The organism is Flavobacterium potami (assembly GCF_020026915.1).
In the GTDB taxonomy this organism is placed as follows: Bacteria; Bacteroidota; Bacteroidia; order Flavobacteriales; family Flavobacteriaceae; genus Flavobacterium; species Flavobacterium potami.
Genome location: NZ_JAINUY010000007.1, coordinates 60,913 through 86,550, shown reverse-complemented (window position 1 = coordinate 86,550; position 25,638 = coordinate 60,913). Strand labels below are relative to the sequence as shown.

The following is a 25,638-nucleotide window of genomic DNA, read 5'->3' as shown; positions in this document are numbered from 1 at the left end:
AGTTACTATTTGTCTCTCGATATTCAAATTTTAAGTTTTTTGTTTTTACATGAATTGTGAGATTTAAAACCTAAAATCAGTTAACTAAAAACCAGATTCATGCCATTATCTATAATCAATTCGTTTGCATCATGGGTTCTTAAACAAAGAATTCATCAAATTGAACTTTTTTTAAAATACCCAAATGAAGTTCAGGAAGAATTATTGCATAACTTATTGACGGCATCTGAAAACACGGTTATTGGAAAACAGTATGAGTTTTCGAGCATTAACTCTTATCAGACATTTGCTGAAAGAGTTCCTATTTCAACTTACGAAGAATTACAGCCGCTTATTGAGCGTACACGTTTAGGCGAACAAAACGTTTTTTGGGAAACTCCAATTAAATGGTTTGCAAAATCGAGTGGAACAACCAATGCAAAAAGCAAATTTATTCCGGTAAGTAACGAAGCTTTGGAAGATTGTCATTACAAAGGAAGTAAAGATTTATTATGCCTTTATTTGAACAATAATGAAGATTCTGAATTGTTTTTAGGAAAAAGTCTTCGCTTGGGCGGAAGTTCTCAGATTTACGAAAACAACAATACTTACTTTGGAGACTTATCTGCAATTCTGATTGAAAACATGCCAATTTGGGCAGAATTCAGCAGTACACCAAGCAGTAAAACTTCGCTCATGAGCGAATGGGAAAGCAAAATTGCCGCCATAATCAACGAAACCAAAAACGAAAACGTAACCAGTTTTGCGGGCGTTCCGTCATGGATGCTGGTTTTAATGAATAAAGTTTTAGAAAATACAGGCAAACAAAACTTATTGGAACTTTGGCCGAATTTGGAAGTGTATTTTCACGGAGGTGTGAGTTTCTCTCCATACAAAGAACAATACAAGAAAATTTTACCAAGTTCTGATTTTAAATACTATGAAATTTATAATGCTTCTGAAGGCTTTTTTGCGATTCAGGATTTAAATTATTCGAGCGATTTATTACTAATGCTGGATTACGGAATCTTCTACGAATTTATTCCGATGGACACTTACGGAACTCCAAATCAGAAAGTAGTTCGTTTGGCAGATGTCGAATTGAATAAAAATTATGCGATTGTTATTACGACCAATTCTGGTTTGTGGCGCTATTTGATTGGAGATACGGTTCGTTTTACTTCATTGAATCCGTATCGAATTAGAGTTACAGGAAGAACCAAACATCATATTAATGTTTTTGGTGAAGAATTAATGGTTGAAAATACCGATCAAGCAATTGCAAAAGCATGCCAGGTTACTCAAACTGAAGTTATCGATTATACCGTTGCTCCTATTTTTATGCAGGATAAAGAAAAAGGTGCTCACGAATGGATGATCGAATTTAAAAAACATCCAGCTGATGTTGGTCTTTTCCAAAAAGTATTGGATGAAACGTTGCAAACTCTAAATTCAGATTACGAAGCGAAACGTTACAACAATATGACTTTAAATCCTTTGGTAATTAATGTCGCCAGAGAAAATCTTTTTTATGATTGGTTAAAGGAAAGAGATAAATTGGGCGGTCAGCATAAGATTCCGAGACTTTCGAATCAGAGGGATTATTTGGAGCAATTGAAGGAAATGTGTTCAACCCGTATTTAAAAAATATTCATGCGAAAAATTTATATCCTGTTTCTTTTCATTTTTTTTCAAACATTCTCTCAAACCAAAAAAGAATGTATGGATATTATGAATCATTACGGGAATAATTACAACAAACCTGAATATTCATTTGACTATGTTGACAAAAAGTTAAATCCGACTTTGACAAAAGTCCAAACTATTATTTGCAAAACGGAAGACAAAGAACTTCTCGAAAGTTTTTTAATAATGATCCAAAAATCTTCTGGTTCTGCAAATGAACATCCGGCAGATATTTTAGGAGGTATTTTTATATGTCATCCGGAAATTGTGGAAGAAGAATTAAAAGGAAAATTTAAGGACAAAATGATATTTGACAATTTAGAACTTGGATTCTTAAATATTACAACTAATTTGCCTCTTGACAACAAACTCAAAAATTTAAAAAATAGAATGTACAAACTCATAAATACATTATAACACATGAAGAATACTAAATTCAGCGATATGAGTACGGAAGAACTCATTAAAAACCAGAAAACATTAAAAACTGTGAATACTATTTTTGCTGTTGTACTATTTATGCTTTTTGCTCTTAATTTATTTATTGTTTTTATGAAAGGATTTAGCGCAATGAATGTTATTCCTATTGCTTTATTGCCTATTCTGTTTTTGAATATTAAAAATTTGAAAGAGATTAAAAGAGAGTTGGAATCTCGTGGATAACAAAATTTCTATACTACCGCTATATTTTGAATTGCCACTAGCTTTAGCTAGTGGTTATAACAAAACTTTTCAAGGGCTTTAGCCAAATATGCAATAAGTTTGGCTAAAGCCTTTTTTGTGTATTTCCCTTACCTCCAGCTAAAGCTGGAGGCAATTCATATCTTATTTTAGACAATTATTTAACGCTAATTCCACTAAACCCGCATGAGGGATAGATGTGGAAATCCTTTTGTGCCGGGGTTCGGCACAAAAGATTACTTCGTCAGTTCGCTATCGCTCGTGTGCAACGGATAGCCCGACCCGCCTTTTTCTGGCGGGACATGCCCATATAAAAAAACCTCAGCTCTTTATTGAAAAAGTACTGAGGTTTTGTTTTTTTATTTTGATTGTCGAGCTACTTGTGGAGATCCCTCGTTCCTCGGGATGACAAAAATGGGCTTATTTACTTTTGTCAGGCTGAGCGAAGTCGAAGCCCTTTGCGCCTTTCGACTTCACTCAGGGTGACAAATGTAAATTACATCATATCGATATATCTGTCGTGGTATCCTAAAAGATACAAAACACCATCAAGGCCTAAACTTGAAATAGAAGTTGACGCGCTTTCTTTTACTTTTGGTTTGGCGTGGAAAGCGATTCCAAGACCAGCTAAGTTCAGCATTGGCAAATCGTTTGCTCCGTCTCCAACTGCGATAGTTTGGTTGATGTGGATTCCTTCTTTTTCGGCGATTGCTTTTAAATATTCTGCTTTTTTCTGACCGTCTACGATATCTCCTAAATATTTCCCTGTCAGTTTACCATCTTTTATTTCCAACTGATTGGCGTGAACGTAATCGATTCCTAATTCTTTTTGAAGATATTCTCCGAAATAAGTGAATCCTCCAGAAAGAATTGCGGTTTTGTATCCATAGTATTTTAAAGCTTTCATCAAACGATGTGCTCCTTGTGTAATTGGTAAATTGATGGCAACGTTTTGTAAAACTTCTTCGCTTAGACCTTCTAACAAAGCCATACGTTTTTTGAAACTTTCGTTGAAGTCAATTTCACCATTCATAGCCGATTCTGTAATGGCACGAACCTGATCTCCTACTCCATTCAATTCGGCTAATTCGTCGATTACTTCCGTTTGGATTAAAGTTGAATCCATATCGAAACAAACCAAACGGCGGTTTCTTCTATAAATATTGTCTTCTTGGAAAGAAATATCAACGTTAAGCGTTCTGGAAATTTCCATAAAACTTGCCGTCATGATGATCTTGTTTACAATTTCGCCCGTTACAGACAATTGAATACAAGAACGCGGATATTCTTCTTTTTCTACAATAGAAGTTCTTCCTGTTAATCGGATAATAGAATCGATGTTCAGGTTTTGATCTGACATAATTTTGGTCACTGCCGCCAATTGTGAAGCCGCTAGTTTTTCGCCCAAAATATTGATGATATAACGTTGTTTCGATTGCGATTTCACCCAAGTTTCGTAATCTTCAATAGAAATCGGAATAAATTTTACTTTGATTTCTAATTCGTAGGCTTTGAACAATAAGTCTTTTAAAACTGGTGCTGACGAAGATCCCGCAGCAATTTCGAACAAAATTCCTAAAGAAAGTGTGTCATGAATATCGGCTTGGCCAATATCTAAAATATTAGCATCGTATGCTCCTAAAACAGCTGTCAAACCTGCTGTAACCCCAATTTTATCGTGTCCTGAAACTTTTAATAAAATGATTTCTTTATCTTCTGCTGCCATTTTTCTTTCTTGATTTTGAAGCGACAAAAATCGGCAATCTCTCGTTGATAAAAAAGAATAATCCTTGTTTTTTTGAAAAGAAAAAGCACATATCAATGTGCTTTTTCGAGTAATTTAACATTTCTGTTTTATTATTAAAATAACGTAACTTTTTGATTATTTCATTGGTTCATTTTTATCAAAACTTACCATCCAGTTTATACCAAATTTATCTTTGAACATTCCGAAGTATGATCCCCAGAAAGTATTGTCCATTGGCATTTCTACCGTTCCTCCTGCTGAAAGTCCGTTGAAAATTCTGTCTGCTTCCTCTGTACTTTCTACATTAATAGAAACCAAAAAATTATCTCCAAAACTTACATCACCATATCTTGGATGACTGTCACTTCCCATTAAGATTGTATTTCCAATTGGAAGCGAAACGTGCATAATTCGGTTTAAAGCTTCCTCAGAAAGCACTTCACCTTCTTCTGCTGGTGCATCTTTGTATTTTCCCATATAAGGAAAATCTCCACCAAAAACAGACTTATAAAATAGGAATGCTTCTTCGCAAGTTCCGTTAAACATTAAATAAGGATTTACTGCTGCCATTTTTTCTAATTATTAAGTGTTAGTTATAAATTGTTAATTCCTCTGAAAGTCTTTACTCTTACTTCTTTCTTCTATTTTCTAATCTCTACTTCTCAGACAATTCTTTAACCGCTTCCAATCCTTTCGGAAAAGCTTCTTTAAAATAATCTATATGTTTTTCGATTACATCAACTTCTGCCTGAAGATCGATTACATCACCTTTTTGAGTCAATCTATAAGTCTCCATTGCCCCAACCCATTTCTGAGTTTCTTCATTTGGCGGAACCTCTTTAAAGTCCTTTATTTCGCCTATATGCTTAAAAGCCATGTATTCGTTCGGAATTTTAGTCTCAATAATACTATTCATTCCTTCTCCGTTTGGCCCTAAAAAATAAATTTTATCGCCTTGGTTCCAATTCGTTTCAACGTAACTTCCCTCACAAAAAGCACTTGTCCATTTTCTGTAAGTTTCGTCGTCCCATAAGACTTTCCAAATCTTTTCTTTAGAAGCCTTTATATCGATATTAAATACTAATTTCTCCATCTTAACTCGGTAATTTACTAAAGTCCATAAATAAAACATTCCAACGATGACCATCCAAATCGGCAAAACCACAGCCGTACATCCAACCCTGACTTTCAGCAGGAGGAGCAAAAACAGTTCCGCCAGCTTCTTCTACCTTTTTGGCTAATTCATCTACTTCTTCCCTGCTTTCAGCATCAATCGAAATCAAAACTTCTGAGCTAGATTTCGTATCTGTAATACTATTTTGAGAAAAACTTGAAAAAAGCATTTCCTCAAAAAGCATCACTACAAAATGCCCTTCACCTACAACCATGCACGTCGAACTTGGCGTATCATGCTGTTCATTAAACGAAAAACCAATTTTCCAGAAAAAATCCTTCGCTTTAGCTACATCCTTTACAGGAAGATTCAACCATATTTGTTTTGTCATTTTTTGTTTTTTTTGTTGGGTTAGATATTTATTTTCTTTCTTTTTTTAAACCATATAAGTGATATAAGTTAATTTAAATGTATCGCTTTGTTACTTTGTTACTCTAAAACTTAATTAGATTCAATGTAACTTTTAAAATTATTCAAAATAGCCTGCCAGCCTGCGCGCTGCATTTCTTCTGGGTTTTCTGTTTCTGGATCGAAACTTTCTACGATTTCAACACCATCTGGAGTTTCTGTAAAAGTAATTTCAACCTTTCTACCGTCTCCCAAAACATACGAAAGTGCTTCGTTCGGTTTCACTAAAGTAAATTCGCCTTCAAAATCAAAACTCATACTCCCGTCTTTTGCTGCCATAGTCGATTTGAATTTTCCTCCTTCTCTCAAATCAGCTTCTGCATAAGGCGTGTGCCAATCTGGCGAGGCAAAACTCCATTTGGTAATATGTTCTGGCGTGTTCCAAAAATTCCATACTTTTTCTAGAGATGCATTTACGGTACTTTTTATTGTAATCATTTTATATCTTTTTTTAATTGTTTAAATACTTTCTACGTACTTCTTAAAATTATCTATTACGTTTTGACACCAATTTTTTTGCATACTTTCAGAATCTTGCTTATTCGGCTCAAATCTTTCTGTAATTTTTACTTTATCACCTAAAATTTCAAAATGAACGCTTCCAGTTCTACCATCCGAAAGCTTATATTCTAAAAGTTTGAATTTTTCAATTTTAGTGTAATGACCTTCAAAATCAAAACCTTCGCTTTTATCCTTTTTCTCCATTTTATATTTAAATTGACCATTCTCTCGCAAATCATTTTCTGCGTATGGAGTATGCCAATCTTCAAAAGCATAATTCCAGTTCTGAATATGTTTTGGAGAAATCCATAATTCCCAGACTTTACCAACAGATGAACTGATTGTATTTTGAACTGTAATCATTTTTGTTCTTTAATTACATTTCTGTTGGCATTTCACTCGGAATCTGACTTTCATCCATAAAGAAAACTTCCCAATGATGTCCATCTAAATCCAGAAAAGTTCTTTGGTACATCCATCCATAATCTTTTGCCGGAATATAATCTGTTCCACCCGCCTTAACTGCTTTATCAAGCATTTCATCTACTAGTTCACGAGAATCCAGAGAAATCGAAATAAGCACTTCACTTGCTGTTTTGGTATCGCAAATTTGTTTTGGGGTAAAGGTTTTATAAAACTCTTCCACCAAAATCATTACATAAATATTTTTGTCTATAACGATACAAGCTCCTTGTTCATTTGTAAACTTCGGATTGGTTGGAAAACCCAATTCATTATAAAAGGATATTGCTCGTTTTAAATCTTTTACTGCAAGATTTAAGAAAATGTTTGTTGCCATAATATATAAAGTTACAATTATTTAAAAACAAATTTAAAATTTCACAAATTGCTTTTAGATACAATAAAAGTCAATTTTAGGGGCATTTAAGACAAAATGCTTATTTTTGTTTTGTTGTAAAATTTCAAAAACAATCAAAATCATGAGCAAGAAATTAGGATTAATCGTGCCTCACGACTACAAATTATTGAGTATTGCGGCAATTTTAGAAGTATTCGAAACGACCAATAAGTTGACTTCTGGAACTGAAAAACCATTCGAAATCATGATTTTTCAATCTAAAGAACAATCGGATCAGGGAAAAATTTTTGGTTATACTTCAAACGAAATTGAAACTTCAAATATTGTTTTGGACCTCATTTTAATTCCGGCTTTTACAACCGACAATATGAGCGAAATGATTAAGAAGAATCGAAATTTCATTCCGTGGTTACAAAAACAACATCAAGCCGGAGCCGAATTGGCTAGTTTTTGCACCGGCGCCTTTTTGTTTGCTGCTTCCGGTTTACTGAACGAAAAATTGGCCACAACTCATGTCGATGCTTGCAGTGCTTTTACAAAAGCTTTTCCGATGGTAAAATTAAAATCTGAAGAAACCCTTACGGCAGACGGAAGTTTATACACCAGCGGCGGATCGACCTCCACTTTTCATTTATTGATTCTTTTGGTACAGAAATTCTGCGGAAACGAAATGGCGGTCAAAATAGCCAAAATCTTTTCTATAGATTTAAACCGATACAAACAGAGCTATTTCAGTACTTTTAGACCCAATCATTTGCACAATGATTCTTTGGTTGCGATGTTGCAGCAAAAAATTGAAAATCAATACCATTCCATCGAAAAATTGGAAGAAATTACCAAAGATATTCCAACAAGTGCCAGAAACATGACACGCCGTTTTAAACAAGTGACAGGAATTCCTCCAATTGAATATTTACAGAATATTAGAGTTGAAAGTTCGAAGAAATATTTGGAACAAACACAGCTTTCGATTTCAGAAATTATCGAAAAAACAGGCTACAACGATCCAAAAGCGTTTAGAAAAGTATTTTATAAAATGGTCGGAATGAAGCCAATTGAATACAGAGAGAAATTTAGAGTTCAATAATTTTCCGGAGCAGAAATATTTCTTTTCAAAAGACGTCTGGTCCTGCTCTACACTATATCTTTTGCTCTGAACCCCAGAGCAAAAGGATGCCGTTTCGATCAGGGCTAAAAAAGACGTTTCATTTTCAAAACACCAAATTTTTAGGACTTAATAATCCACATTAGCACTTTTTTATTAGATTTCAAAAGTTCATCGATTTCTCTCATACTTTCGTTTGAAACTGCCGGACATCCCCAGCCTTCAGGCGTTCCTTCAGGAAAAACTTCATTTTCTGAAATCGCGTCCCAAGAATGCAGTACAATCGCCCGACTTCTAGCATTCGAATTGGTTTTATCTTTTCCTTGCAGAACATAATTCACTTTTATTCCCCATTTACTCACACCGCGATCTAGAATCACGTATTTTCCAAGAGAAGAACAATGTGAATCGAACTCGTTACTAATCTGAGGTTTTGCTTTAGAAGAAGTTCTCCCCCACTGATTATCACCACAACCGTGACTTACCATATAAGATTTAGAAACTGCTTTCTTTTTAAAATCATAAACAAAAAATCTTTTGTAACCAGAATGAACTCCTAAATCAATCAATATAAATTTACTTTGATTTAGATTGTTTTTCTTGCAGTATTGTGCTGCTTCTTTGTAATAATCGTTGTAATTGATTTCAACTCGAGGTTTTTCCGTTGAAACTACTTCGCTTTTAGGTTTGTTCTCAGAAACGGTCGTTGATTTGTTTTCTTTATTGCAGGAAAAAAGCAAGCTGATACAAATTATAAAAAACATTTTTCTCATGTTTAAATTTACATAAAAGACAAACGAAAATAAATTTAAAAAAGTATAAAAAAACCTGCTCAAAAAATGAACAGGTTTATAATTGAATTTTCCAAAATTTTAAAACTTTGAAAAAGCTATTTAATTCTTTTTAAGAAGCAATTTCCATACGCTTCAATAAGTTTTTACTCAAAGTATGTTCTGCATATTCTTTGTCTATTGTCAAAGTGGTATCATCAGAACTTGGTAATTCGTACATCGCATCAGTTAAGATTGCTTCGCATAACGAACGTAAACCACGTGCACCTAATTTGTACTCTAAAGCTTTATCTACAATAAAATCTAAAGCTTCATCTGTCACATTTAGTTCCACATCATCCATTAAGAACAATTTCTGATATTGTTTTACTAATGCATTTTTAGGTTGTGTCAAGATTGCACGAAGTGTTTCTTTATCCAACGGATCCATGTGTGTTAAAACCGGAAGACGACCAATAATCTCTGGAATTAATCCGAAATCTTTAATGTCTTTTGGAATAATATATTGCAACAAATTGTCTTTGTCAATATTGTCAACATTTTTAGAAGTTGAGTAACCCACCGCCTGACGGTTTAAACGTTTAGAAATAATACGTTCTACACCGTCAAAAGCTCCACCTGCAATAAACAAGATGTTTTGAGTATTTACCTCAACAAATTTTTGATCTGGATGTTTACGTCCACCTTTTGGCGGTACATTTACAACAGTTCCTTCTAATAATTTCAATAAAGCCTGTTGTACACCTTCTCCAGAAACATCGCGTGTAATGGATGGATTGTCGCTTTTACGGGCAATTTTATCAATTTCGTCAATAAATACAATTCCTCTTTCTGCTTTTGCTACGTCATAATCAGCAGCTTGAAGCAAACGAGTTAAAATACTTTCAACATCTTCTCCAACGTAACCCGCTTCTGTCAATACTGTCGCATCAACAATTGCTAACGGAACGTCTAACATTTTAGCAATAGTTTTTGCTACTAATGTTTTTCCGGTTCCGGTTTGACCAACCATGATGATGTTACTTTTTTCAATCTCCACTTCATCGTCCAATTGCTGTTGCATTAAACGTTTGTAGTGATTGTAAACTGCAACCGACATCACTTTTTTAGTCTGATCCTGACCAATAACATATTGATCCAGGAAAGCTCTAATTTCTTTTGGTTTCTGTAAAATTAAGTCCCCAACTAATTTTGTGCTTCCGCTAGATTTTAATTCTTCTAAAACAATTCCGTGCGCCTGTTCAATACATTTATCACAAATGTGGGCATTGATACCTGCAATTAATAAATTAGTTTCTGGCTTCTTTCTTCCACAAAACGAACATTCTAATACTACTTTTGCCATTCTTTATTTAAGTTACTAAGCTGCAAAGATACTAAGTTTCTAAGCTTTTTAATCTAAAACTTAAAAACTTAACTTCTTTACAGCTTAATATTTTTTATTTTTTTGTTTCAAGTTTCAGAGTTTCAAGTTTCACGTTAACCTAGGCAACTTGAAACTTGAAACCTGAAACAAATATAACTTTCAAGGATTATCCTCTTCTTAAAACTTCATCGATCATTCCGTATTCTTTTGCTTCGTCAGCTTTCATCCAGTAATCGCGCTCACTGTCTTTGTGAACTCTTTCGAAAGTTTGTCCTGAATGATGTGAAATGATATTGTACAATTCATCTTTCAATTTCAACATCTCACGTAAGTTGATTTCCATATCTGTTGCAACACCTTGTGCTCCTCCAGATGGTTGGTGAATCATTACTCTTGAATGTGGCAACGCTGAACGTTTCCCTTCTGCACCTGCACACAATAAAACTGCCCCCATAGAAGCTGCCATTCCTGTACAGATTGTAGCTACGTCTGGTTTGATGTATTGCATTGTATCGTAAATTCCTAAACCTGCATAAACACTTCCTCCTGGAGAGTTTAAGTAAATTTGAATATCTTTTGAAGCATCAGCGCTTTCTAAAAATAATAATTGTGCTTGAACGATATTTGCGATTTGATCGTCTATACCAGTTCCTAAAAAGATAATTCTGTCCATCATTAATCTAGAAAACACATCTAGTTGAGAAACGTTCAACTGACGCTCTTCGATAATGTATGGAGTCATATTAGTTGGATTCATCGCTGCTACGATTTTATCGTAATACATCGCGTTTACTCCTTGGTGCTTTGTAGCAAATTTTTTGAATTCTTTACCGTAGTTCATATTTTTAGTTTAAAGTTGAAAAGTCTAAAGTCAGCAAGTGACTTAAACGAATTAAACAAAGTTCATACCTTTTTATAAAGGATGCCAATTTGTCTGAAAACGCTTTTTTTGTTTCAAGTTTCAGGTTTCACGTTTTATGTTTTACGTTTTACGTTATCCACAGTTAACTTGGAACTTTAAACCTGAAACAAAAAAAAAGAACGTCAACAGAAGAAAATCTTCCATTGACGTTCAAATATAATTATTTTTATCTTTCGGTTTCTGTAATAAAATCTTAATTTTTAAAAAGTATACTTCTTAACTTTTGACTTTATAACTTTAGACTTTCAGACTAAAATTTATTCTCCGTAAGATGCAGCAATAAACTCTTCGTAAGTAACCTCTTTAGTTGTTGGGTTAGCTTTTTCTTTGAAGATATCTAACATTTTAGCTGCTACAACTTGCTCAGAAAGTCTTTTCACTTCGTCTTGGTTAGATAAAACTCTAGCCACGATTCCTTGAACTTCTTCGTCAGTTGGGTTTGTTTGACCAAATTGAGCCATTTGCTGTCTGATAGCACCTGATGTAAACTCTTTTAAGTCTTCAAATGTGATTTGGATATTACTTTGAGCTAATGCTTTTCCTTCGATTAATTGGAAACGTAAACCTTTTTCAGATCTTGCGTATTCTACTTCAGCTTCTTCTGCAGTTAATTTTTTCTCACCTACAGTTTGCAACCATTTTTTCAAGAATTCAGCTGGTAAATCGAATTTTGTGTTTTCGATCAAGAAATCTTGAACATCTAATAATAATTTTTGGTCTGCTTGTTGAGCGAATTGAGATTCAGCATCTTCTTTAATTTTAGCTTTTAAATCTTCTAAAGAAGCTACTTTACCTTCACCAAAAAGTTTGTCGAATAATTCTTGGTTTAATTCAGCTGGCTCAGAACCGTTGATTGCTTCGATTGTGAAGTTTACTTCAACATCTAAACCGTGAACACCTTCGTGACCTACTTTTAAGTAATCCATTAATTGGTGATCGTCATCAAATAAACCTTTTGTGCTTACTGTAACAACATCTCCAACTTTTTTACCTACGAATTGTTTTCCAGCTTTTTTGCTGAAAGCTCCAACTGCAATTGTAGTCGTATTGTTGATTCCGTTTTCTTCGCTAGAGAAAGTTCCAGTTAAATCTGAATCAGCTTCAACTTTATCTTGAGGAATTGCTTTTCCAAATTGTTTTTGGATACGCTCTACTTGTCCGTCGATTAATTTATCGTCAGCAGTAACAATGTATTTTACGATATTATTTTTTGCTTCTAAATCAATTTCGAAGTTTGGCACTAAACCAATTTCGTATTCAAAAGTTAATTCTTCAGCATCCCAGTTAAAGTTTTCGTTTACTTTAGCAAGAGGAGTTCCTAAAAGATTTAATCTTTCAGATTGAATATAACGCTCTAAAGCCAAATCAACTACTTTTTTGATCTCTTCTTGCTTAATAGCTTTTCCGTATTGTTTTTCAACAAGATCTTTAGGCACAGCCCCTTTTCTAAATCCTTTAACTTGCGCTAAAGGCATTTTTTCGTTAATTCTTTTTGCTACTTGACCTTTATAATCCATATGAACAACGTTCATAACAATTGTCTCGTTTACAGCGTCTATTGCTACTCTTTTAATATCCATCTTCTTCTTTAATTTACATAATAAAATTGGGTTGCAAAATTATAAAATTTTTGCAACCCAACCAAGTTTTTAATCTATTGTATTTGAAGCAGTTTTAATCTGCTCAATTTGTTTTATTTATCGTCTCCCAGTATTTTATAAGTGATCGATTGCAGAACAGACAAAATAACACTAAAAATTAATGCCGTCAAGAAAGAGTCTACCGCGAAACCACCGACAATTTTAGTACAAGCTAAAATCATCAAAGCATTTATCACCAACAAAAACAAGCCTAAAGTAACAATGGTTACTGGCAGCGTTAATAGCACCAATATTGGTTTTATAAAGATATTCAGCAATCCTAAAACTACTGCCACAATAACAGCTGTACCAAAACTCGCCACATGAACTCCTGTTAAAAGATTAGACAATAACAAAACCAAGGCAGCTGTAACAAGAAGTCTAAGTAATAATTTCATAGTTTTTTAAGATTTAAAATTTATTTAAAAGTAATAAAATTTTTATCAAAATAACTACTCTTTTAAAAACGTTGTGGTCATTTCGAAAAACATTTTAGGGTTTTCAGCATGAAGCCAATGTCCCGCATTTGGAATGGTTTCTAACTGCAAATTTGGAAAATGCTGGCGAATTGCTTCCAAATCTGAATCTTGAATGTAACCAGAATTTCCTCCTCTTAGAAATAAAGTCGGCTTGTTAAAAACCAAACCATCAGCCAAAGGTTTTCCAATCGCATCTAGATTATTATTAAAAGCATTCAAATTAAATCTAAAAGCCAATTGTCCTGGCTCTTTCCAATATAAATTCTTTAATAAAAACTGACGCGTTCCAAAATCAGAAACGTATTGCGAAACGATTTCTTCAACATCATTTCGACTTGGTTTTACTGAAAAGTCGACAGCATTTAGTCCTGCCAAAATATCCTGATGATGCTGCTTGTAAAATTTAGGACCAATATCTGCCACTATCAATTTATCTACAATCTCTGGATGTGTTGTTGCAAAAAGCATGGCCACTTTTCCGCCCATCGAATGCCCCAGCATATCAATTCTTGTCAAATTATTAGCTTGGCAATATTCGTAAACATCCTGAACCATTGCTTCATAACTCCATTCATCAGAATGAAAACTACGACCGTGATTTCTAAGATCTAAAATATGAACCTGAAATCCGGCTTCTACATATTGTCCCGCAAGAGTTTTCCAGTTGTCAGACATTCCCAGAAATCCGTGCATAATAACAAAAGGTTTCCCTTCCCCTTCTATTTTTGAGTAAAGCATTTGAGTATTTTTATTTATAAAATTCTAAATACAAATGTAATCAACTTATCTATTAATCTGAAATTGAATAAGTTCTTTAAAACTTAATTTTAGTACAAAAAAATTTACGTATTTACGGTTTCCCGTAAGTTATCCTCAATTGGAGGATGTATATTCGCGGCATAAAAATCAAAACCAAAAATTTGATTTAACTCAACTAATTAAACACTAAATCATGATCAAAAAAATCCTACTAGCATCTCTAGTGCTTTCACAATTAGCAATTTCTTGTTCAAGTGATGACAGCGATGACACAAAACCAGAAACAGAATTATCTTTAAAAGAGCAAATTGCAGAATTGGTTAAAAAACCGTATTCTGAATTAACTCCAGAGCAACAAAAATCTAAATTAGAAGCTGAAGCTAATGAAATGCTTACACAGCTTGACAAAACAAAAAGTTCTGGAGCAATTGAAGCTTTAGAAAACTTAAGCAGACTTTTAGATGTAAGTTCTGTAGACATCTTTAACGGTAAAAATGACAATAAAGCAGAAGACATCTTAAATGTATCTGGTGTTTATGGAATTTACACTTGGAATAATGCTACACAAAAATGGGTAAAAACAGCCTCTTCGACTGAGTTGAAATTTGTTTTCCCTGCAAAAAAATCTCAGACAGCTAACAATGCTTCATTCTCAGCAAAAAGCACTTCTTCTGACATTAAGGTTGCTATAACAGACACTTATAACTGGTCGACTGGAGTTGAAGTTAATGATTATATCTTCTTACCAACAACAAGCGATGCGATTTTGACAATTGACGGAAAAGAATCTGCAACCTTCAATCAAACAGCAAAATACAGCAACGGAAAAGAGGTTCCTGAAGAATTTGCTTATAAAATGTTTTTAAATGACGGCTATACTTGGCAAATGAGTTCTAAAAAAGGAACTGCCAATTCTGCAAGTGCAAGTCTTACTTTTAACGGAAAAACTTTAATCAACTTTAACGGAGGAAGCAATGCTAACATTGATGCTTTAATTGACAACGATGAGCTTGTTCAATACAGAGGTAAAGCAAACGGATTATTTCAATTAATGGACAACTTCGTTATTCTTGCAGATACAGATTTAGCTGCTGAAGCGGCAGACAAAGCTACTTTACGCAACACGGTTAAGTATCCGCAGAACTACAATTCTCCAACTTATTATGATGATGTAAATGCATTCTACAAAAAATACGAAGAAGGTAAAGTTGCTAATTACAACAAAAACGTAAAACCAATCTTAGTTTCTAAAAAAGACGGAACTAAAATTGCAGATATTGTTCAGCGTGTTGAAAAAGGATATAGCTACGTAACACAACAACCAGTATGGGTTGCCGATAAAGGTTATTCTGAAGGTGGATACTGGACTTACGAAGGTGCTAAAAACGTAACGGTTCAATATTACGAATCTGTTGATTATCTTAAATTTAATGATAAAACAGAAGTTTCTATGGACACGTATTTCTCAACTGGTTTCAGTACATTTAAAAATAAATTTGAAGAGTTCGAGAAAGCTTTCGATAAATAATAGTTTTTAAAACACAATGCAAAGCCGATTTGAATATTCAGATCGGCTTTATTTTTTTGGAGGCGTTCTTACAATAATAGTACTTTGTCCATAACCGGCCCAAATACCAATTCCTCCTTTTATATTCGATTTTAAACTGGTGTTAGCCGGATAAATCGGGTTTTGACTGTTTACGATTTCATTCTGCCAACTGTTCCAAAAATCTAATGCTTCTTTTGTTTGAGTTCGTAATTTTACATGTATCAAATCTCCATCAGCAAAATAGGGTGTGAATTTTGTTTTAGGAAAAAGAATTACTCCTCTATTTATTTGTATAGAAACAGAAGACTCTTTAAAATTCTTATCGTCTAAATTACCATAAAAACCAGGTACGAAAATAGGTTCTTCTCCTTCTATTTTTGTAGCAATTTGATAATAGTTTTTTTCATTTAACGGATCATCAAATTTGACATATATATAACCTGTTGTATCTGCGGGATTTCTTTTTATATATTCTGCGCTTTTTAAATCGACAGTTTTCGGAATTGTAGTAATGGCTTCAACCACTCGATTTAAATATTCAATTTTTAAGGTATATTCTTTTCCGGCCTCGCCTTTCAATGTCGATCCAAAGTAAACAAATGGCGGAACTCTATTTTTATCATTTCTTACTCGTAAAACCTCAGAAATTGTACCGTCAGAAATTGTAATTTTTGCAGATCTGATGACATGATTCAAAACATTTGTGGAATCAATAACATCGGTAACCGGAATACTGCTTGACAATAAAACATTAGCAAAATCACCTTCTTCAATCCAGCCTTCTACCACTATTTTAGATTCCAGACTTTTCTCCATTTTAAAATCATCATTGGAACAACTTAATAAAATTGAACCCAAAAGAAAGAATAGATACTTTTTCATATTTCTTAAAATTTAAATCTCCAACTAACAGAAGGCAGTATTCTGTATAAGATTTTCTCTTCTTGCTTTACAACTACTTTATCTTTATTTTCATTTACTTCAACATCCAAAACCACATAAATCGGATTTCCTATATTAAAAGTATTATAAATCGAAAAATTTAAGGCACTTTCTTTTTTAGACGTCTTTATAAAAAAATAATTGGCCGAAATATCGGTTCGGATATAATTTGGCATTTGCGCATTATTATATCCTGAATATTCCTTTACGGGATTGTTATTGATAAAATACCATGAAGTCGGCATTGTAAATCTATTTCCAGAGCTAAATACCTGAGTAAGACCGAAATTCCATTTTGAATTCAAATCAAACATTCCGACAAGAGAAAGATTGTGTCGTCTGTCGTATTTTGCGAAATACGTTTTTCCATTATTCAATTCGTCAAAATTTCGATCAGACCAGCTTAAGGTATAACTCAGCCATCCACTAAATCTCCCATTGCTTTTTTTAACCATTGTTTCAAGTCCGTAGGCTTTTCCTTTTCCCACATACAAATCATTTTTAAACGTTGTAATCTCGTTAAACTGAGTTATGCCATAAGGGTATTCGAGTAAATCTTTCATCGAACGATAAAAACCACCTAAAGAAGTTGTCCAATTTCCGGAAAGATTTTGATTTGAACCAATCGCAAATTCGTTTGAAGACTGAGGCTTAATTCCGTTAGAACTTGCAATCCAGAAGTCCGTTGGAATTCCAACACTTGAGGTCGTAATTAAACTTAAATATTGATATTGTTTATTATAAGAAGCATAAAACGAATACTTTTCATTTGTAGCATAATTCAATACAATTCTTGGTTGAAAATGCAAATACGAGTCTGATCCGGAATTATAATAATTAATACGAAGTCCTAAATCTGCTGTCAGATTTTCAAATATTTTTGGTTTTGCACTAGTAAAAATCGCAGCTTCATTGGCATTTATAATGCTTTGCGAATTAGTATCGATTGTAGCAAAATTTTCTACATTCACCTTTTGAGGCTGCAAATTGTGATACACATATTGTAATCCAGATTCAAAAGGAACATTTTTAATAGAATATCGAAGAGAATTTGAAAATCCAAAATCTTTCACATACGACGAAACATTAAACTGAATTGTTGCTTGCTCCATATTTAAATCATTCGAATAATGACTAAAATAAACCGCATTTGTCATGTTAACTTTAGAGGAAAGTGCGGTGGTTAGAGATGGAGAAATCGCAAAGTTGTTCCATTTCAAACTAGTTCTAAGTGACAAATTCTCATCTTTAATTTTCAATTCATCGCCACTTATAAAGGCATCCACAGCAAACAGATTATTTTTAGAAATCTGAGACAAAAAAGTAAAATTACCGTCTGAAAAACCATAATTCATATCTTTTACATCATTGCTATCCGAACCCGATTTTAATATTGGCCCAACAATCTCATCAATATAAGTTTTCCTTCCAGAAATATAAAATCCGGTTGTATTGGAAAGAGGAACCGCAAAACTCAACTGCGAAGCCAAAATTCCAAGATTGCCTTGAACACCAAATTCTGAAGGCAGCTTTTTATTTGACTTTAACAAGGTTGTAGAACTTAATCTTCCTCCATATTTTGCATTCGAACTTGATTTATCAAATTCTACCTCTTTTATATGATCAGCATTGTAGAATGGAAAAATCCCTAATAAATGAGACATTCCATAAATTGGAGTATTATTGTATAAGATTGCATTATGTCCAGGATCGCCGCCACGAACATAAAAGTAGCCGTTTGCGTCGCCAGAATTTTGTACTCCAGGTGTTAGCTGTAAAATTTTTATGATATCGGTCGTTCCTAAAATAGTTGGAACCGAAGACAACTCTTTTACATTAAATGCCATTTTTCCTCCTGTCAGATCTTTAATGGCATTTTTTTTATCATTTGAAATCACCACTTCTTTTAAAATCGAAACATCCTTATTTAAAACAACTGAAAGAATGGTGTCTTTTTTTAATTCAAACTGAATATTCTCCTGAATATAACCTGATTGACTGATGATTATTTTTACTTGACCTTGAAGAATGTCTACAAAAAAATTACCCAAATTATCGGATGAAGAAGTAACCACAGAATTGCCTGCAGTAATGGAGACATTTGCTCCAATTAAACTTTCATTTTCAGAAGTTTTAATATGACCGGAAATAGTTGCTTTCGATTGTGCAAATAAGCCAGAAAAACAAAAAAAACAGAATAAAGTAATTATCTTCAACACTTAATTTTAATAAGAAAAGTGCGAAAATAAACAATTATAACCCAATTACATCAGGTTATAATTGTTTTTAATTTTATATTATTTCAACTTATTCAAATACATATTCACCACATTATCCAAACCTAGATAAAGTGCCTCTGCAATCAAAGCGTGACCAATTGAAACCTCTAATAATCCAGGAATATTTTGTTTGAAAAACTGAATATTGTCCAAACTTAAATCGTGGCCTGCATTGATTCCTAAACCTAATTCATTTGCCAGAATTGCTGCTTTTGTATAAGGCTCGATTCCTTTTTCATTTCCTAAACCATACTGATGAGCGAAAGATTCTGTATACAACTCAATTCTGTCTGTACCTGTTTTTTTTGCGCCTTCAATCATTTCTAAAACTGGATCAACAAAAATCGAAGTTCTGATTCCGTTTCTTTGAAATTCCTGAATAACTTCAGTTAAATAATCTTGATTTTTGATTGTATCCCAGCCTGCAGAAGATGTGATGGCACCAATTGCGTCTGGAACCAATGTAACTTGGTCTGGTTTGCATTCTAAAACCAGATCAATAAAATTATGCTGCGGATTTCCTTCAATATTATATTCTGTCGTAACAATTGCTTTTAAATCGCGGGCATCCTGATAACGAATATGACGCTCATCTGGACGTGGATGAATCGTAATTCCCTGCCCTCCAAAACGCTGGATATCTACAGCTACTTTTAATAAATCTGGCACATTTCCGCCTCGAGCGTTTCTAAGGGTTGCAATTTTATTGATATTTACACTTAACTTTGTCATATAAATAGATAATTAATTCTAGTAACACTATATTTGTTACGACAAAAATACAAAGTAAAACAGAGTGGTTTTCGGTATTTTTTGATTATTTTGCATCTAAATATCTCCAATTGATTTATGACAGAAATTACTAACTATATCACAAACGATTTCAGAGCGATTGATAGTCAGGAAACGATAGCATCGATTCAGGACTTTTTTATCGATGTAAATTTTTCTCATTTTCCGATTTTAGAAGATGGAATTTTTATCGGAAGTATTTCTTCTGATGATGTTGAAACATTTGATATTGACAAAAAAGCAATTGACTACAAATATGCTCTAGAACGATTTTTCGCCAGAAAATCCATGATCTGGCTAGACGTTTTGGAAGTTTTTTCAAAAAATCATACCAATACAATTCCGGTTCTTGACGAAAACAACACCTATGTGGGTTATTACGAAATGGAAGACATCATGAAGGTTTTTCAGGAAACTCCATTTTTGAAAGAACCAGGCGGAATTATAATAGTTCAAAAAGGACTATTGGATTATTCTATGAGCGAGGTAACGCAAATTGTAGAAAGCAATAATGGTAAAGTTTTAGGCTGTTTTGTATCTGAAGCCGATGCAGAAAATGTACAAATCACTGTGAAAATTGGTTTAGGAGCAATAAATGAAATCATTCAAACCTATAGAAGATACGGTTATGAAATTATTTCAGAACATCAGGAAGACACCTATATTAATAGTTTAAAAGAACGTTCAGATTATTTAGACAAATACCTTAATATTTAATTAGATAATTAGTCAATATGCCAATTAGAAAATTTCCAGCAGACATTATCTAATTTTCAAATTGCCACATTCTCTAATTGTCATATTCTCTAATTTAAAAAGAATGAAAATAGCCATTTACGGACAATATTATCAAAATAGTACTGAACCAATTATAAAAGACATTTTCAAGTTTTTCAATGCCAATAATGTTGAAATGGTAATTGAAGAAAACTTTCTTAGCATGCTTTACGAAAAGCAATTAGTTAAGAAAGAGTACAAAACTTTCCCTTCAAACTCTGCCCTGGACAATAGTTTTGAAATGTTGATTAGTATTGGTGGTGACGGTACCATTTTGAGAGCCGCAGCATTTGTACGTAACTCAGGTGTACCATTACTAGGAATTAATGCAGGAAGATTAGGATTTCTGGCAAAAGTTCAAAAAGAAAATATTGAAAGTTTGCTACAATATGTGATTGATCAGAATTACACCACTTCTGAAAGAACTTTATTGGGATTGACTTCCGATCCTAAAAACGATTCTTTTGAAGAACTTAATTTTGCCATGAACGAAGTTACTGTGAGTAGAAAAGACACCACTTCGATGATTACAGTAGAAACGTATTTAAACAACGAATATTTAAATTCTTATTGGGCAGACGGTTTAATTATTTCTACTCCTACGGGCTCTACAGGATATTCTTTAAGCTGCGGCGGACCTATTTTAACACCAGACGTCAAAAGTTTAGTTATTACGCCTATTGCGCCTCATAATTTAACCGCCAGACCACTTGTTATTCCTGACGATACCGAAATTACATTACGAGTAACAGGAAGAGAAGATCAATATTTGGTTTCTTTAGATTCGAGAATTTCTTCAGTGAAAAATGAATCTATTTTAAAAATCAAAAAAACAGATTACAATATCAAAATGGTTGAGATACCAGGCGAAACTTTCTTGAAAACTTTAAGAAATAAATTGCTCTGGGGAGAAGACAAAAGAAATTAACCGCTTTTCTGATTCCCCTCTATACGATAATACCACATTTTCTCGTTCTGCATGTAGTGAATCATCATTAAATGGCTCAAAATCATATTACAAATTGAAAAAAAAGCACATTTAAGCAAAGGAACTTTGATTCGTATTGATAATTATTATATTTGCACGCAATTTTGAATTAAATGAAGAAAATTTTTAATTTATTGTTATGTTTTTTCCCCTTTATTACACTTAATGCTCAAATCAATGAGATAGGTGTTTTTCTTGGTGGAAGCAACTTTGTAGGCGACGTTGGAAAAACAACCTATGTTGCCCCTGAAAAACCAGCTTTTGGAGTTTTGTACAAATGGAACAGAAGTCCGAGACACTCATGGCGCTTCTCTTATACACAATCGAATATTATTGGAAATGACCTTAAATCAGATGAGTCTGGTCGAAAACAAAGAGGCTATCGATTTGAAAATGATTTAAAAGAATTTTCTGCCGGTTTAGAATTCAGTTTCTTCGATTTTAATCTGCACGATTATCATCCAAAAATAACTCCTTACGTGTTTTCTGGGTTAAATTTTATCCTTTACGATAATTTGTATCGATATGATACAGCTCCCAATACGATATATGCTCAAAAAAATGTACACTCATTTGCCATACCTATTATATTAGGTATAAAATCAAATATAACTCCACGTTTAGTTTTAGCAGCTGAAGTGGGTGCACGTTACACTTTTACAGACAATATTGACGGAAGTAATCCGAATACAAGCAATCCAAATATTATGAAATTTGGAAATTTAAATAATAATGACTGGTATGTTTTTTCCGGGCTTACTTTAACCTATACCTTTGGAAAAAAACCATGCTATTGCGCAGAATAAAATGAATTTACTAGAATCAATAGATCACACAAACCTACCTAAACATCTGGCCATTATTATGGACGGTAACGGACGATGGGCAAAACAGCAAGGCTTTTTGCGCGCGTTTGGACACGAAAATGGAACAAAATCTGTAAAAGAGATAATCAAAACCTCTGCTAAGCTGGGAATTGAATACTTAACTCTTTACGCATTTTCTACAGAAAACTGGAATCGTCCAAAATTAGAAGTTCAGGCACTGATGAAAATATTGATTAATTCATTAAAAAAAGAACTAACTACCCTTCAAGAAAACAATATCAGACTTAATGCTATTGGAAATCTTGACAAATTACCAAAAACAGCCCAAAAAGAGCTTTTGGATGTTATGGAAAAAACCAAAAATAATACGAGATTAACACTAACACTGGCTTTAAGTTACGGATCACGAGAAGAATTGGTAAATGCCGTCAGAATCATCAGCGATAAAGTTAAAAATAATATAATTTCAATAGACACTATTGACGATTCAATTATAAATGAGCATCTTTACACGCAAAATTTACCTGACGTAGATTTATTAATACGAACAAGTGGAGAACATAGAATAAGTAATTTTTTGCTGTGGCAGATCGCTTATGCAGAATTGTATTTTACTAATGTCTTGTGGCCAGACTTTAAAGACCAAGATTTATATGAGGCTATTATTAGTTATCAAAAAAGAGAACGTAGATTTGGAAAAACCAGTGAACAAATTAAATAATTTTTTAGTGTTGCAAAAAAAAATACAAATAGTCCTTACCCTGCTACTTTTGGGTAGTTTTTCACAAATTAAAGCACAAGAAAGAGTTCCTTTTGATCAAGGAAAAAAATACATTTTGGCAAAAGTTTCTGTTGTTGGAAAAATAAGCTTCAACGAGCAAACTGTTGTAACGTTTTCTGGTCTTCAAAAAGGTCAGGAAATCACTGTTCCGGGAGAAGAAATCAGTAGTGCTATTAAAAAGTTAGGTAAACTAGGGCTTTTTGATGAAATCTCTTTTTATGTTAATAAAGTAGAAAATGACAGCATCTATTTAGATTTAGACATAGTAGAACTTCCTAAATTAAATGAAGTTAAAATTGTTGGAGTTAAAAAGAGCAAGATCGAAGGTCTTATTAAAGACAATAACTTGACTAAGAACAAAATTGTCAACGAAAACTTAATTACTACGACAAAAAATTACATTGAAAATAAATACAAAAAAGAAGGTTTTTATAACACAAAAGTTACCATAACCAATACTCCGGATACTATTAATGGTCATCAGGTAAACATGCTGGTCAGGATAGACAAAGGAGATAAAGTAAAAATCAGTAGTATTGATTTTAGTGGAAACAAACAACTTACCAGTACTCAGTTGCGTGCTGCAATGAAAGATACAAAGCAGAAAAACTTTATTCGTGTATTTAAAGCGTCTAAATTTATCCCTGAAAAATACAAAACTGACTTAGAAAAAGTTATTGCTGCTTACAAAGAGAAAGGATATCGTGATGCTCGTATTATCTACGATTCAGTTAAATACAACAAGCAGAAAAATACTCTTGCCATTAAAATCAATGTAGAAGAAGGAAACAAATATTACTTCGGAAACATTAAATTTTTGGGTAATACCGTTTATTCAGATCAGCTTTTAAGCCGTTACTTAGGTATTAAAAAAGGAGAAACATATAATGGAGTTTTATTAGAAAAAAGGATTGCAGATAAAACAAAACCAGATGCAGAAGACATCACTAACTTGTACCAAAATAACGGTTATTTATTCTCAAATATTAACGCTGTAGAGGTAAAAACAGTTAATGATACAATCGATTTTGAGATTAGAGTTACAGAAGGTCCGATTGCTTATTTCAATAAAATCACAGTTGTTGGAAACGACAAAACAAACGATCACGTTATTTATCGTGAGTTAAGAACAAAACCAGGAGAGAAATATAGTAAAGAACAATTAGTACGAACTATTCGTGAAATTGGACAATTAGGTTTCTTTGATCCTGAAGCAATCGATCCAAAATTCAAAAATGTTGATGCCGGAGCAGGAACTGTTGATATCGAATATAATGTTGTTGAAAAAGGATCCAGCCAGGTCGAACTTCAAGGAGGTTACGGTGGTGGAGGTTTCATCGGAACGTTAGGACTTTCGTTTAACAACTTCTCGGCGAGAAAGTTATTTGACAAAGAGGCCTACAAGCCTTTACCGATGGGAGATGGTCAAAAAGTAGCTCTTCGTTTACAAGGAAGTACTTATTTCCAGACGTACAGTTTATCGTTCTCAGAGCCTTGGTTTGGAGGAAAGAAACCGGTACAGTTTAGTTCATCTATTTCATACAGTAAGCAATTCCTTAACAATTTTGTCACTCGAACTGTTGACAAAAGTAGAAGTTTTAATATTTTTACAGTACAAGTTGGTTTAGCAAAAAGGCTAACTGTTCCAGATGATTACTTCGTATTATCACAGTCTGTAAGTTATCAGCACTATGATTTGAATAATTATAACACAGGATTGTTTACCTTTGGTAACGGTGCATCAAGAAACTTAGCATACACTATTGGGCTTTCAAGAAGTAATAAAGGGGTAAATCCAATTTTCCCTACATATGGTTCTGAGTTCAGTATTTCTGCTAAAGTTACTCCTCCATATTCATTATTTAATGGTATTGATTATGGTGATTTGCAGAATCAAAAAGAATACAAAACACAATATACAGGAACAAGTACAACCACAGGTGTTGATGGACAAGCTATAAATCCAGGGGATTATATCAAGACAGAAACAGTAAATGGTCAATCTGGAAGTGTAAGTGTAGGATCAGATTTTGCAAGTGCAGATACTGATGTCGCTAAAGTCGATCAGAAAAAATACAATTGGCTAGAATATTATAAAATTAAATTTAAAGGAGACTGGTATACTAAAGTTTATGGAAAACTAGTATTAAGAACCCTTACAGAATTTGGTTTCTTAGGAGCTTACAATCAAGAAAGAGGTGTAATTCCTTTCGAGCGTTTTTATTTAGGAGGAGATGGTATGGCAAACTACTCAATGGATGGTAGAGAGACCATTCAGTTGAGAGGTTATCCAAACAACTCTTTAACTCCGGTAAATACTGTAGGAGATCCAATTGGAGCAACTATTTATAACAAATTCTCAATGGAGCTTCGTTATCCAATTACGTTAAAAGCATCGGCTTCGATTTATGCATTAACATTCTTGGAGGCAGGTTCATCATATGCTAATTTTAAAGATTACAACCCGTTTGACCTGAATCGTTCTGCTGGTGCTGGTTTACGTGTATTCATGCCTGCATTTGGATTATTAGGAATTGACTTTGGTTACGGATTTGATGCTCTTCCGGGGCAAACAAAACCTAACGGTTGGGAAACACACTTTATCATTGGACAACAATTTTAAAGAAATAACGTTTGGTTAAAAA

At 33.4% G+C, this 25,638-nt stretch carries 26 protein-coding genes; 10 read left to right on the top strand and 16 right to left on the bottom strand.

Features of this window, described 5'->3' with window-relative positions:
- Positions 1 to 99 precede the first annotated feature (99 nt).
- From K6T82_RS19165 to K6T82_RS19155, 3 genes are all read left to right on the top strand, one after another.
- On the top strand, positions 100 to 1,623 hold the full coding sequence (locus tag K6T82_RS19165; RefSeq protein ID WP_223709479.1) for a GH3 auxin-responsive promoter family protein: 1,524 nt from the start codon (positions 100 to 102) through the stop codon (positions 1,621 to 1,623).
- Positions 1,624 to 1,701: 78 nt separating this feature from the next.
- Entirely contained in the window at positions 1,702 to 2,082 is a 381-nt protein-coding gene (locus tag K6T82_RS19160) for a hypothetical protein (protein WP_223709475.1), read from the top strand.
- Between the two features lie 3 nt (positions 2,083 to 2,085).
- The gene (locus tag K6T82_RS19155) at positions 2,086 to 2,328 is read left to right on the top strand and encodes a redox-active disulfide protein 2 (protein ID WP_223709472.1); all 243 of its coding nucleotides are present in this window, start codon (positions 2,086 to 2,088) and stop codon (positions 2,326 to 2,328) included.
- Between the two features lie 514 nt (positions 2,329 to 2,842).
- On the opposite strand, the gene serB is transcribed toward K6T82_RS19155, so the two are convergent.
- The 7 genes from serB to K6T82_RS19120 form a co-directional block, all read right to left on the bottom strand.
- Entirely contained in the window at positions 2,843 to 4,072 is a 1,230-nt protein-coding gene (serB, locus tag K6T82_RS19150; protein ID WP_223709470.1) for a phosphoserine phosphatase SerB, read from the bottom strand.
- A gap of 156 nt (positions 4,073 to 4,228) precedes the next feature.
- Entirely contained in the window at positions 4,229 to 4,663 is a 435-nt protein-coding gene (locus tag K6T82_RS19145; RefSeq protein WP_223709468.1) for a VOC family protein, read from the bottom strand.
- 85 nt (positions 4,664 to 4,748) lie between these two features.
- Positions 4,749 to 5,186, bottom strand: a complete 438-nt coding sequence (locus tag K6T82_RS19140; RefSeq protein WP_223709465.1) for an SRPBCC family protein — start codon at positions 5,184 to 5,186, stop codon at positions 4,749 to 4,751.
- 1 nt (position 5,187) lies between these two features.
- Entirely contained in the window at positions 5,188 to 5,598 is a 411-nt protein-coding gene (locus K6T82_RS19135; RefSeq protein ID WP_223709457.1) for a VOC family protein, read from the bottom strand.
- A 110-nt stretch (positions 5,599 to 5,708) separates the two neighbouring features.
- On the bottom strand, positions 5,709 to 6,113 hold the full coding sequence (locus tag K6T82_RS19130; RefSeq protein ID WP_223709454.1) for an SRPBCC family protein: 405 nt from the start codon (positions 6,111 to 6,113) through the stop codon (positions 5,709 to 5,711).
- 21 nt (positions 6,114 to 6,134) lie between these two features.
- Positions 6,135 to 6,539 carry an SRPBCC domain-containing protein gene (locus tag K6T82_RS19125; RefSeq protein WP_223709452.1) on the bottom strand — a complete coding sequence of 135 codons (405 nt, stop codon included), beginning with the start codon at positions 6,537 to 6,539 and terminating at the stop codon, positions 6,135 to 6,137.
- A gap of 13 nt (positions 6,540 to 6,552) precedes the next feature.
- The gene (locus K6T82_RS19120; protein WP_223709450.1) at positions 6,553 to 6,975 is read right to left on the bottom strand and encodes a VOC family protein; all 423 of its coding nucleotides are present in this window, start codon (positions 6,973 to 6,975) and stop codon (positions 6,553 to 6,555) included.
- Positions 6,976 to 7,117: 142 nt separating this feature from the next.
- On the opposite strand from K6T82_RS19120, the gene K6T82_RS19115 reads away from it, so the two are divergent.
- Complete coding sequence (locus K6T82_RS19115; RefSeq protein ID WP_223709447.1) at positions 7,118 to 8,083, top strand: GlxA family transcriptional regulator; 966 nt, start codon at positions 7,118 to 7,120, stop codon at positions 8,081 to 8,083.
- 140 nt (positions 8,084 to 8,223) lie between these two features.
- On the opposite strand, the gene K6T82_RS19110 is transcribed toward K6T82_RS19115, so the two are convergent.
- The 6 genes from K6T82_RS19110 to K6T82_RS19085 form a co-directional block, all read right to left on the bottom strand.
- Positions 8,224 to 8,865 (bottom strand): murein L,D-transpeptidase catalytic domain-containing protein, encoded by a 642-nt coding sequence (locus K6T82_RS19110; protein ID WP_223709445.1) that lies wholly within the window; start codon positions 8,863 to 8,865, stop codon positions 8,224 to 8,226.
- 139 nt (positions 8,866 to 9,004) lie between these two features.
- Positions 9,005 to 10,237 (bottom strand): ATP-dependent Clp protease ATP-binding subunit ClpX, encoded by a 1,233-nt coding sequence (clpX, locus tag K6T82_RS19105; protein WP_223709442.1) that lies wholly within the window; start codon positions 10,235 to 10,237, stop codon positions 9,005 to 9,007.
- Between the two features lie 187 nt (positions 10,238 to 10,424).
- On the bottom strand, positions 10,425 to 11,099 hold the full coding sequence (gene clpP / locus K6T82_RS19100; RefSeq protein WP_223709440.1) for an ATP-dependent Clp endopeptidase proteolytic subunit ClpP: 675 nt from the start codon (positions 11,097 to 11,099) through the stop codon (positions 10,425 to 10,427).
- Positions 11,100 to 11,437: 338 nt separating this feature from the next.
- Positions 11,438 to 12,760, bottom strand: a complete 1,323-nt coding sequence (locus tag K6T82_RS19095) for a trigger factor (protein WP_223709437.1) — start codon at positions 12,758 to 12,760, stop codon at positions 11,438 to 11,440.
- Positions 12,761 to 12,873: 113 nt separating this feature from the next.
- The gene (locus tag K6T82_RS19090) at positions 12,874 to 13,218 is read right to left on the bottom strand and encodes a phage holin family protein (protein ID WP_223709435.1); all 345 of its coding nucleotides are present in this window, start codon (positions 13,216 to 13,218) and stop codon (positions 12,874 to 12,876) included.
- A 54-nt stretch (positions 13,219 to 13,272) separates the two neighbouring features.
- Complete coding sequence (locus tag K6T82_RS19085; RefSeq protein ID WP_223709432.1) at positions 13,273 to 14,037, bottom strand: alpha/beta fold hydrolase; 765 nt, start codon at positions 14,035 to 14,037, stop codon at positions 13,273 to 13,275.
- 214 nt (positions 14,038 to 14,251) lie between these two features.
- Here K6T82_RS19085 and K6T82_RS19080 point away from each other — a divergent pair, with 214 nt between their 5' ends.
- Positions 14,252 to 15,586 carry a hypothetical protein gene (locus K6T82_RS19080; protein WP_223709430.1) on the top strand — a complete coding sequence of 445 codons (1,335 nt, stop codon included), beginning with the start codon at positions 14,252 to 14,254 and terminating at the stop codon, positions 15,584 to 15,586.
- A 48-nt stretch (positions 15,587 to 15,634) separates the two neighbouring features.
- Here the strand turns inward: K6T82_RS19080 and K6T82_RS19075 are convergent, their stop codons facing one another.
- The 3 genes from K6T82_RS19075 to K6T82_RS19065 form a co-directional block, all read right to left on the bottom strand.
- Positions 15,635 to 16,489 (bottom strand): DUF4249 domain-containing protein, encoded by an 855-nt coding sequence (locus K6T82_RS19075; RefSeq protein WP_223709428.1) that lies wholly within the window; start codon positions 16,487 to 16,489, stop codon positions 15,635 to 15,637.
- 5 nt (positions 16,490 to 16,494) lie between these two features.
- Positions 16,495 to 18,768: a TonB-dependent receptor gene (locus tag K6T82_RS19070; protein ID WP_223709426.1), complete on the bottom strand. Its 2,274-nt coding sequence runs from the start codon at positions 18,766 to 18,768 to the stop codon at positions 16,495 to 16,497.
- A 78-nt stretch (positions 18,769 to 18,846) separates the two neighbouring features.
- Positions 18,847 to 19,560: a pyridoxine 5'-phosphate synthase gene (locus K6T82_RS19065; RefSeq protein WP_223709423.1), complete on the bottom strand. Its 714-nt coding sequence runs from the start codon at positions 19,558 to 19,560 to the stop codon at positions 18,847 to 18,849.
- Positions 19,561 to 19,677: 117 nt separating this feature from the next.
- Between K6T82_RS19065 and K6T82_RS19060 the strand changes: the two genes are divergently transcribed.
- The 5 genes from K6T82_RS19060 (at position 19,678) to K6T82_RS19040 (ending at position 25,616) form a co-directional block, all read left to right on the top strand.
- A complete protein-coding gene (locus K6T82_RS19060; protein ID WP_223709421.1) occupies positions 19,678 to 20,337 on the top strand; it encodes a CBS domain-containing protein in 660 nt (219 codons plus the stop codon).
- Between the two features lie 103 nt (positions 20,338 to 20,440).
- Positions 20,441 to 21,325, top strand: a complete 885-nt coding sequence (locus K6T82_RS19055; RefSeq protein WP_223709412.1) for an NAD kinase — start codon at positions 20,441 to 20,443, stop codon at positions 21,323 to 21,325.
- A 173-nt stretch (positions 21,326 to 21,498) separates the two neighbouring features.
- Entirely contained in the window at positions 21,499 to 22,191 is a 693-nt protein-coding gene (porG, locus tag K6T82_RS19050) for a type IX secretion system protein PorG (RefSeq protein ID WP_223709409.1), read from the top strand.
- Position 22,192: 1 nt separating this feature from the next.
- On the top strand, positions 22,193 to 22,933 hold the full coding sequence (locus tag K6T82_RS19045; RefSeq protein WP_223710157.1) for an isoprenyl transferase: 741 nt from the start codon (positions 22,193 to 22,195) through the stop codon (positions 22,931 to 22,933).
- Positions 22,866 to 25,616: a BamA/OMP85 family outer membrane protein gene (locus K6T82_RS19040; protein WP_223709407.1), complete on the top strand. Its 2,751-nt coding sequence runs from the start codon at positions 22,866 to 22,868 to the stop codon at positions 25,614 to 25,616. Before K6T82_RS19045 ends, K6T82_RS19040 begins: the two co-directional genes overlap by 68 nt.
- Positions 25,617 to 25,638: the final 22 nt, after the last annotated feature.

Coding starts and splice junctions, on each gene's coding strand:
- K6T82_RS19165 (WP_223709479.1), top strand. CDS start 100: ATGCCATTATCTATAATCAATTCGTTTGCATCATGGGTTCTTAAACAA.
- K6T82_RS19160 (WP_223709475.1), top strand. CDS start 1,702: ATGGATATTATGAATCATTACGGGAATAATTACAACAAACCTGAATAT.
- K6T82_RS19155 (WP_223709472.1), top strand. CDS start 2,086: ATGAAGAATACTAAATTCAGCGATATGAGTACGGAAGAACTCATTAAA.
- serB (WP_223709470.1), bottom strand. CDS start 4,072: ATGGCAGCAGAAGATAAAGAAATCATTTTATTAAAAGTTTCAGGACAC.
- K6T82_RS19145 (WP_223709468.1), bottom strand. CDS start 4,663: ATGGCAGCAGTAAATCCTTATTTAATGTTTAACGGAACTTGCGAAGAA.
- K6T82_RS19140 (WP_223709465.1), bottom strand. CDS start 5,186: ATGGAGAAATTAGTATTTAATATCGATATAAAGGCTTCTAAAGAAAAG.
- K6T82_RS19135 (WP_223709457.1), bottom strand. CDS start 5,598: ATGACAAAACAAATATGGTTGAATCTTCCTGTAAAGGATGTAGCTAAA.
- K6T82_RS19130 (WP_223709454.1), bottom strand. CDS start 6,113: ATGATTACAATAAAAAGTACCGTAAATGCATCTCTAGAAAAAGTATGG.
- K6T82_RS19125 (WP_223709452.1), bottom strand. CDS start 6,539: ATGATTACAGTTCAAAATACAATCAGTTCATCTGTTGGTAAAGTCTGG.
- K6T82_RS19120 (WP_223709450.1), bottom strand. CDS start 6,975: ATGGCAACAAACATTTTCTTAAATCTTGCAGTAAAAGATTTAAAACGA.
- K6T82_RS19115 (WP_223709447.1), top strand. CDS start 7,118: ATGAGCAAGAAATTAGGATTAATCGTGCCTCACGACTACAAATTATTG.
- K6T82_RS19110 (WP_223709445.1), bottom strand. CDS start 8,865: ATGTTTTTTATAATTTGTATCAGCTTGCTTTTTTCCTGCAATAAAGAA.
- clpX (WP_223709442.1), bottom strand. CDS start 10,237: ATGGCAAAAGTAGTATTAGAATGTTCGTTTTGTGGAAGAAAGAAGCCA.
- clpP (WP_223709440.1), bottom strand. CDS start 11,099: ATGAACTACGGTAAAGAATTCAAAAAATTTGCTACAAAGCACCAAGGA.
- K6T82_RS19095 (WP_223709437.1), bottom strand. CDS start 12,760: ATGGATATTAAAAGAGTAGCAATAGACGCTGTAAACGAGACAATTGTT.
- K6T82_RS19090 (WP_223709435.1), bottom strand. CDS start 13,218: ATGAAATTATTACTTAGACTTCTTGTTACAGCTGCCTTGGTTTTGTTA.
- K6T82_RS19085 (WP_223709432.1), bottom strand. CDS start 14,037: ATGCTTTACTCAAAAATAGAAGGGGAAGGGAAACCTTTTGTTATTATG.
- K6T82_RS19080 (WP_223709430.1), top strand. CDS start 14,252: ATGATCAAAAAAATCCTACTAGCATCTCTAGTGCTTTCACAATTAGCA.
- K6T82_RS19075 (WP_223709428.1), bottom strand. CDS start 16,489: ATGAAAAAGTATCTATTCTTTCTTTTGGGTTCAATTTTATTAAGTTGT.
- K6T82_RS19065 (WP_223709423.1), bottom strand. CDS start 19,560: ATGACAAAGTTAAGTGTAAATATCAATAAAATTGCAACCCTTAGAAAC.
- K6T82_RS19060 (WP_223709421.1), top strand. CDS start 19,678: ATGACAGAAATTACTAACTATATCACAAACGATTTCAGAGCGATTGAT.
- K6T82_RS19055 (WP_223709412.1), top strand. CDS start 20,441: ATGAAAATAGCCATTTACGGACAATATTATCAAAATAGTACTGAACCA.
- porG (WP_223709409.1), top strand. CDS start 21,499: ATGAAGAAAATTTTTAATTTATTGTTATGTTTTTTCCCCTTTATTACA.
- K6T82_RS19045 (WP_223710157.1), top strand. CDS start 22,193: ATGAATTTACTAGAATCAATAGATCACACAAACCTACCTAAACATCTG.
- K6T82_RS19040 (WP_223709407.1), top strand. CDS start 22,866: ATGAGGCTATTATTAGTTATCAAAAAAGAGAACGTAGATTTGGAAAAA.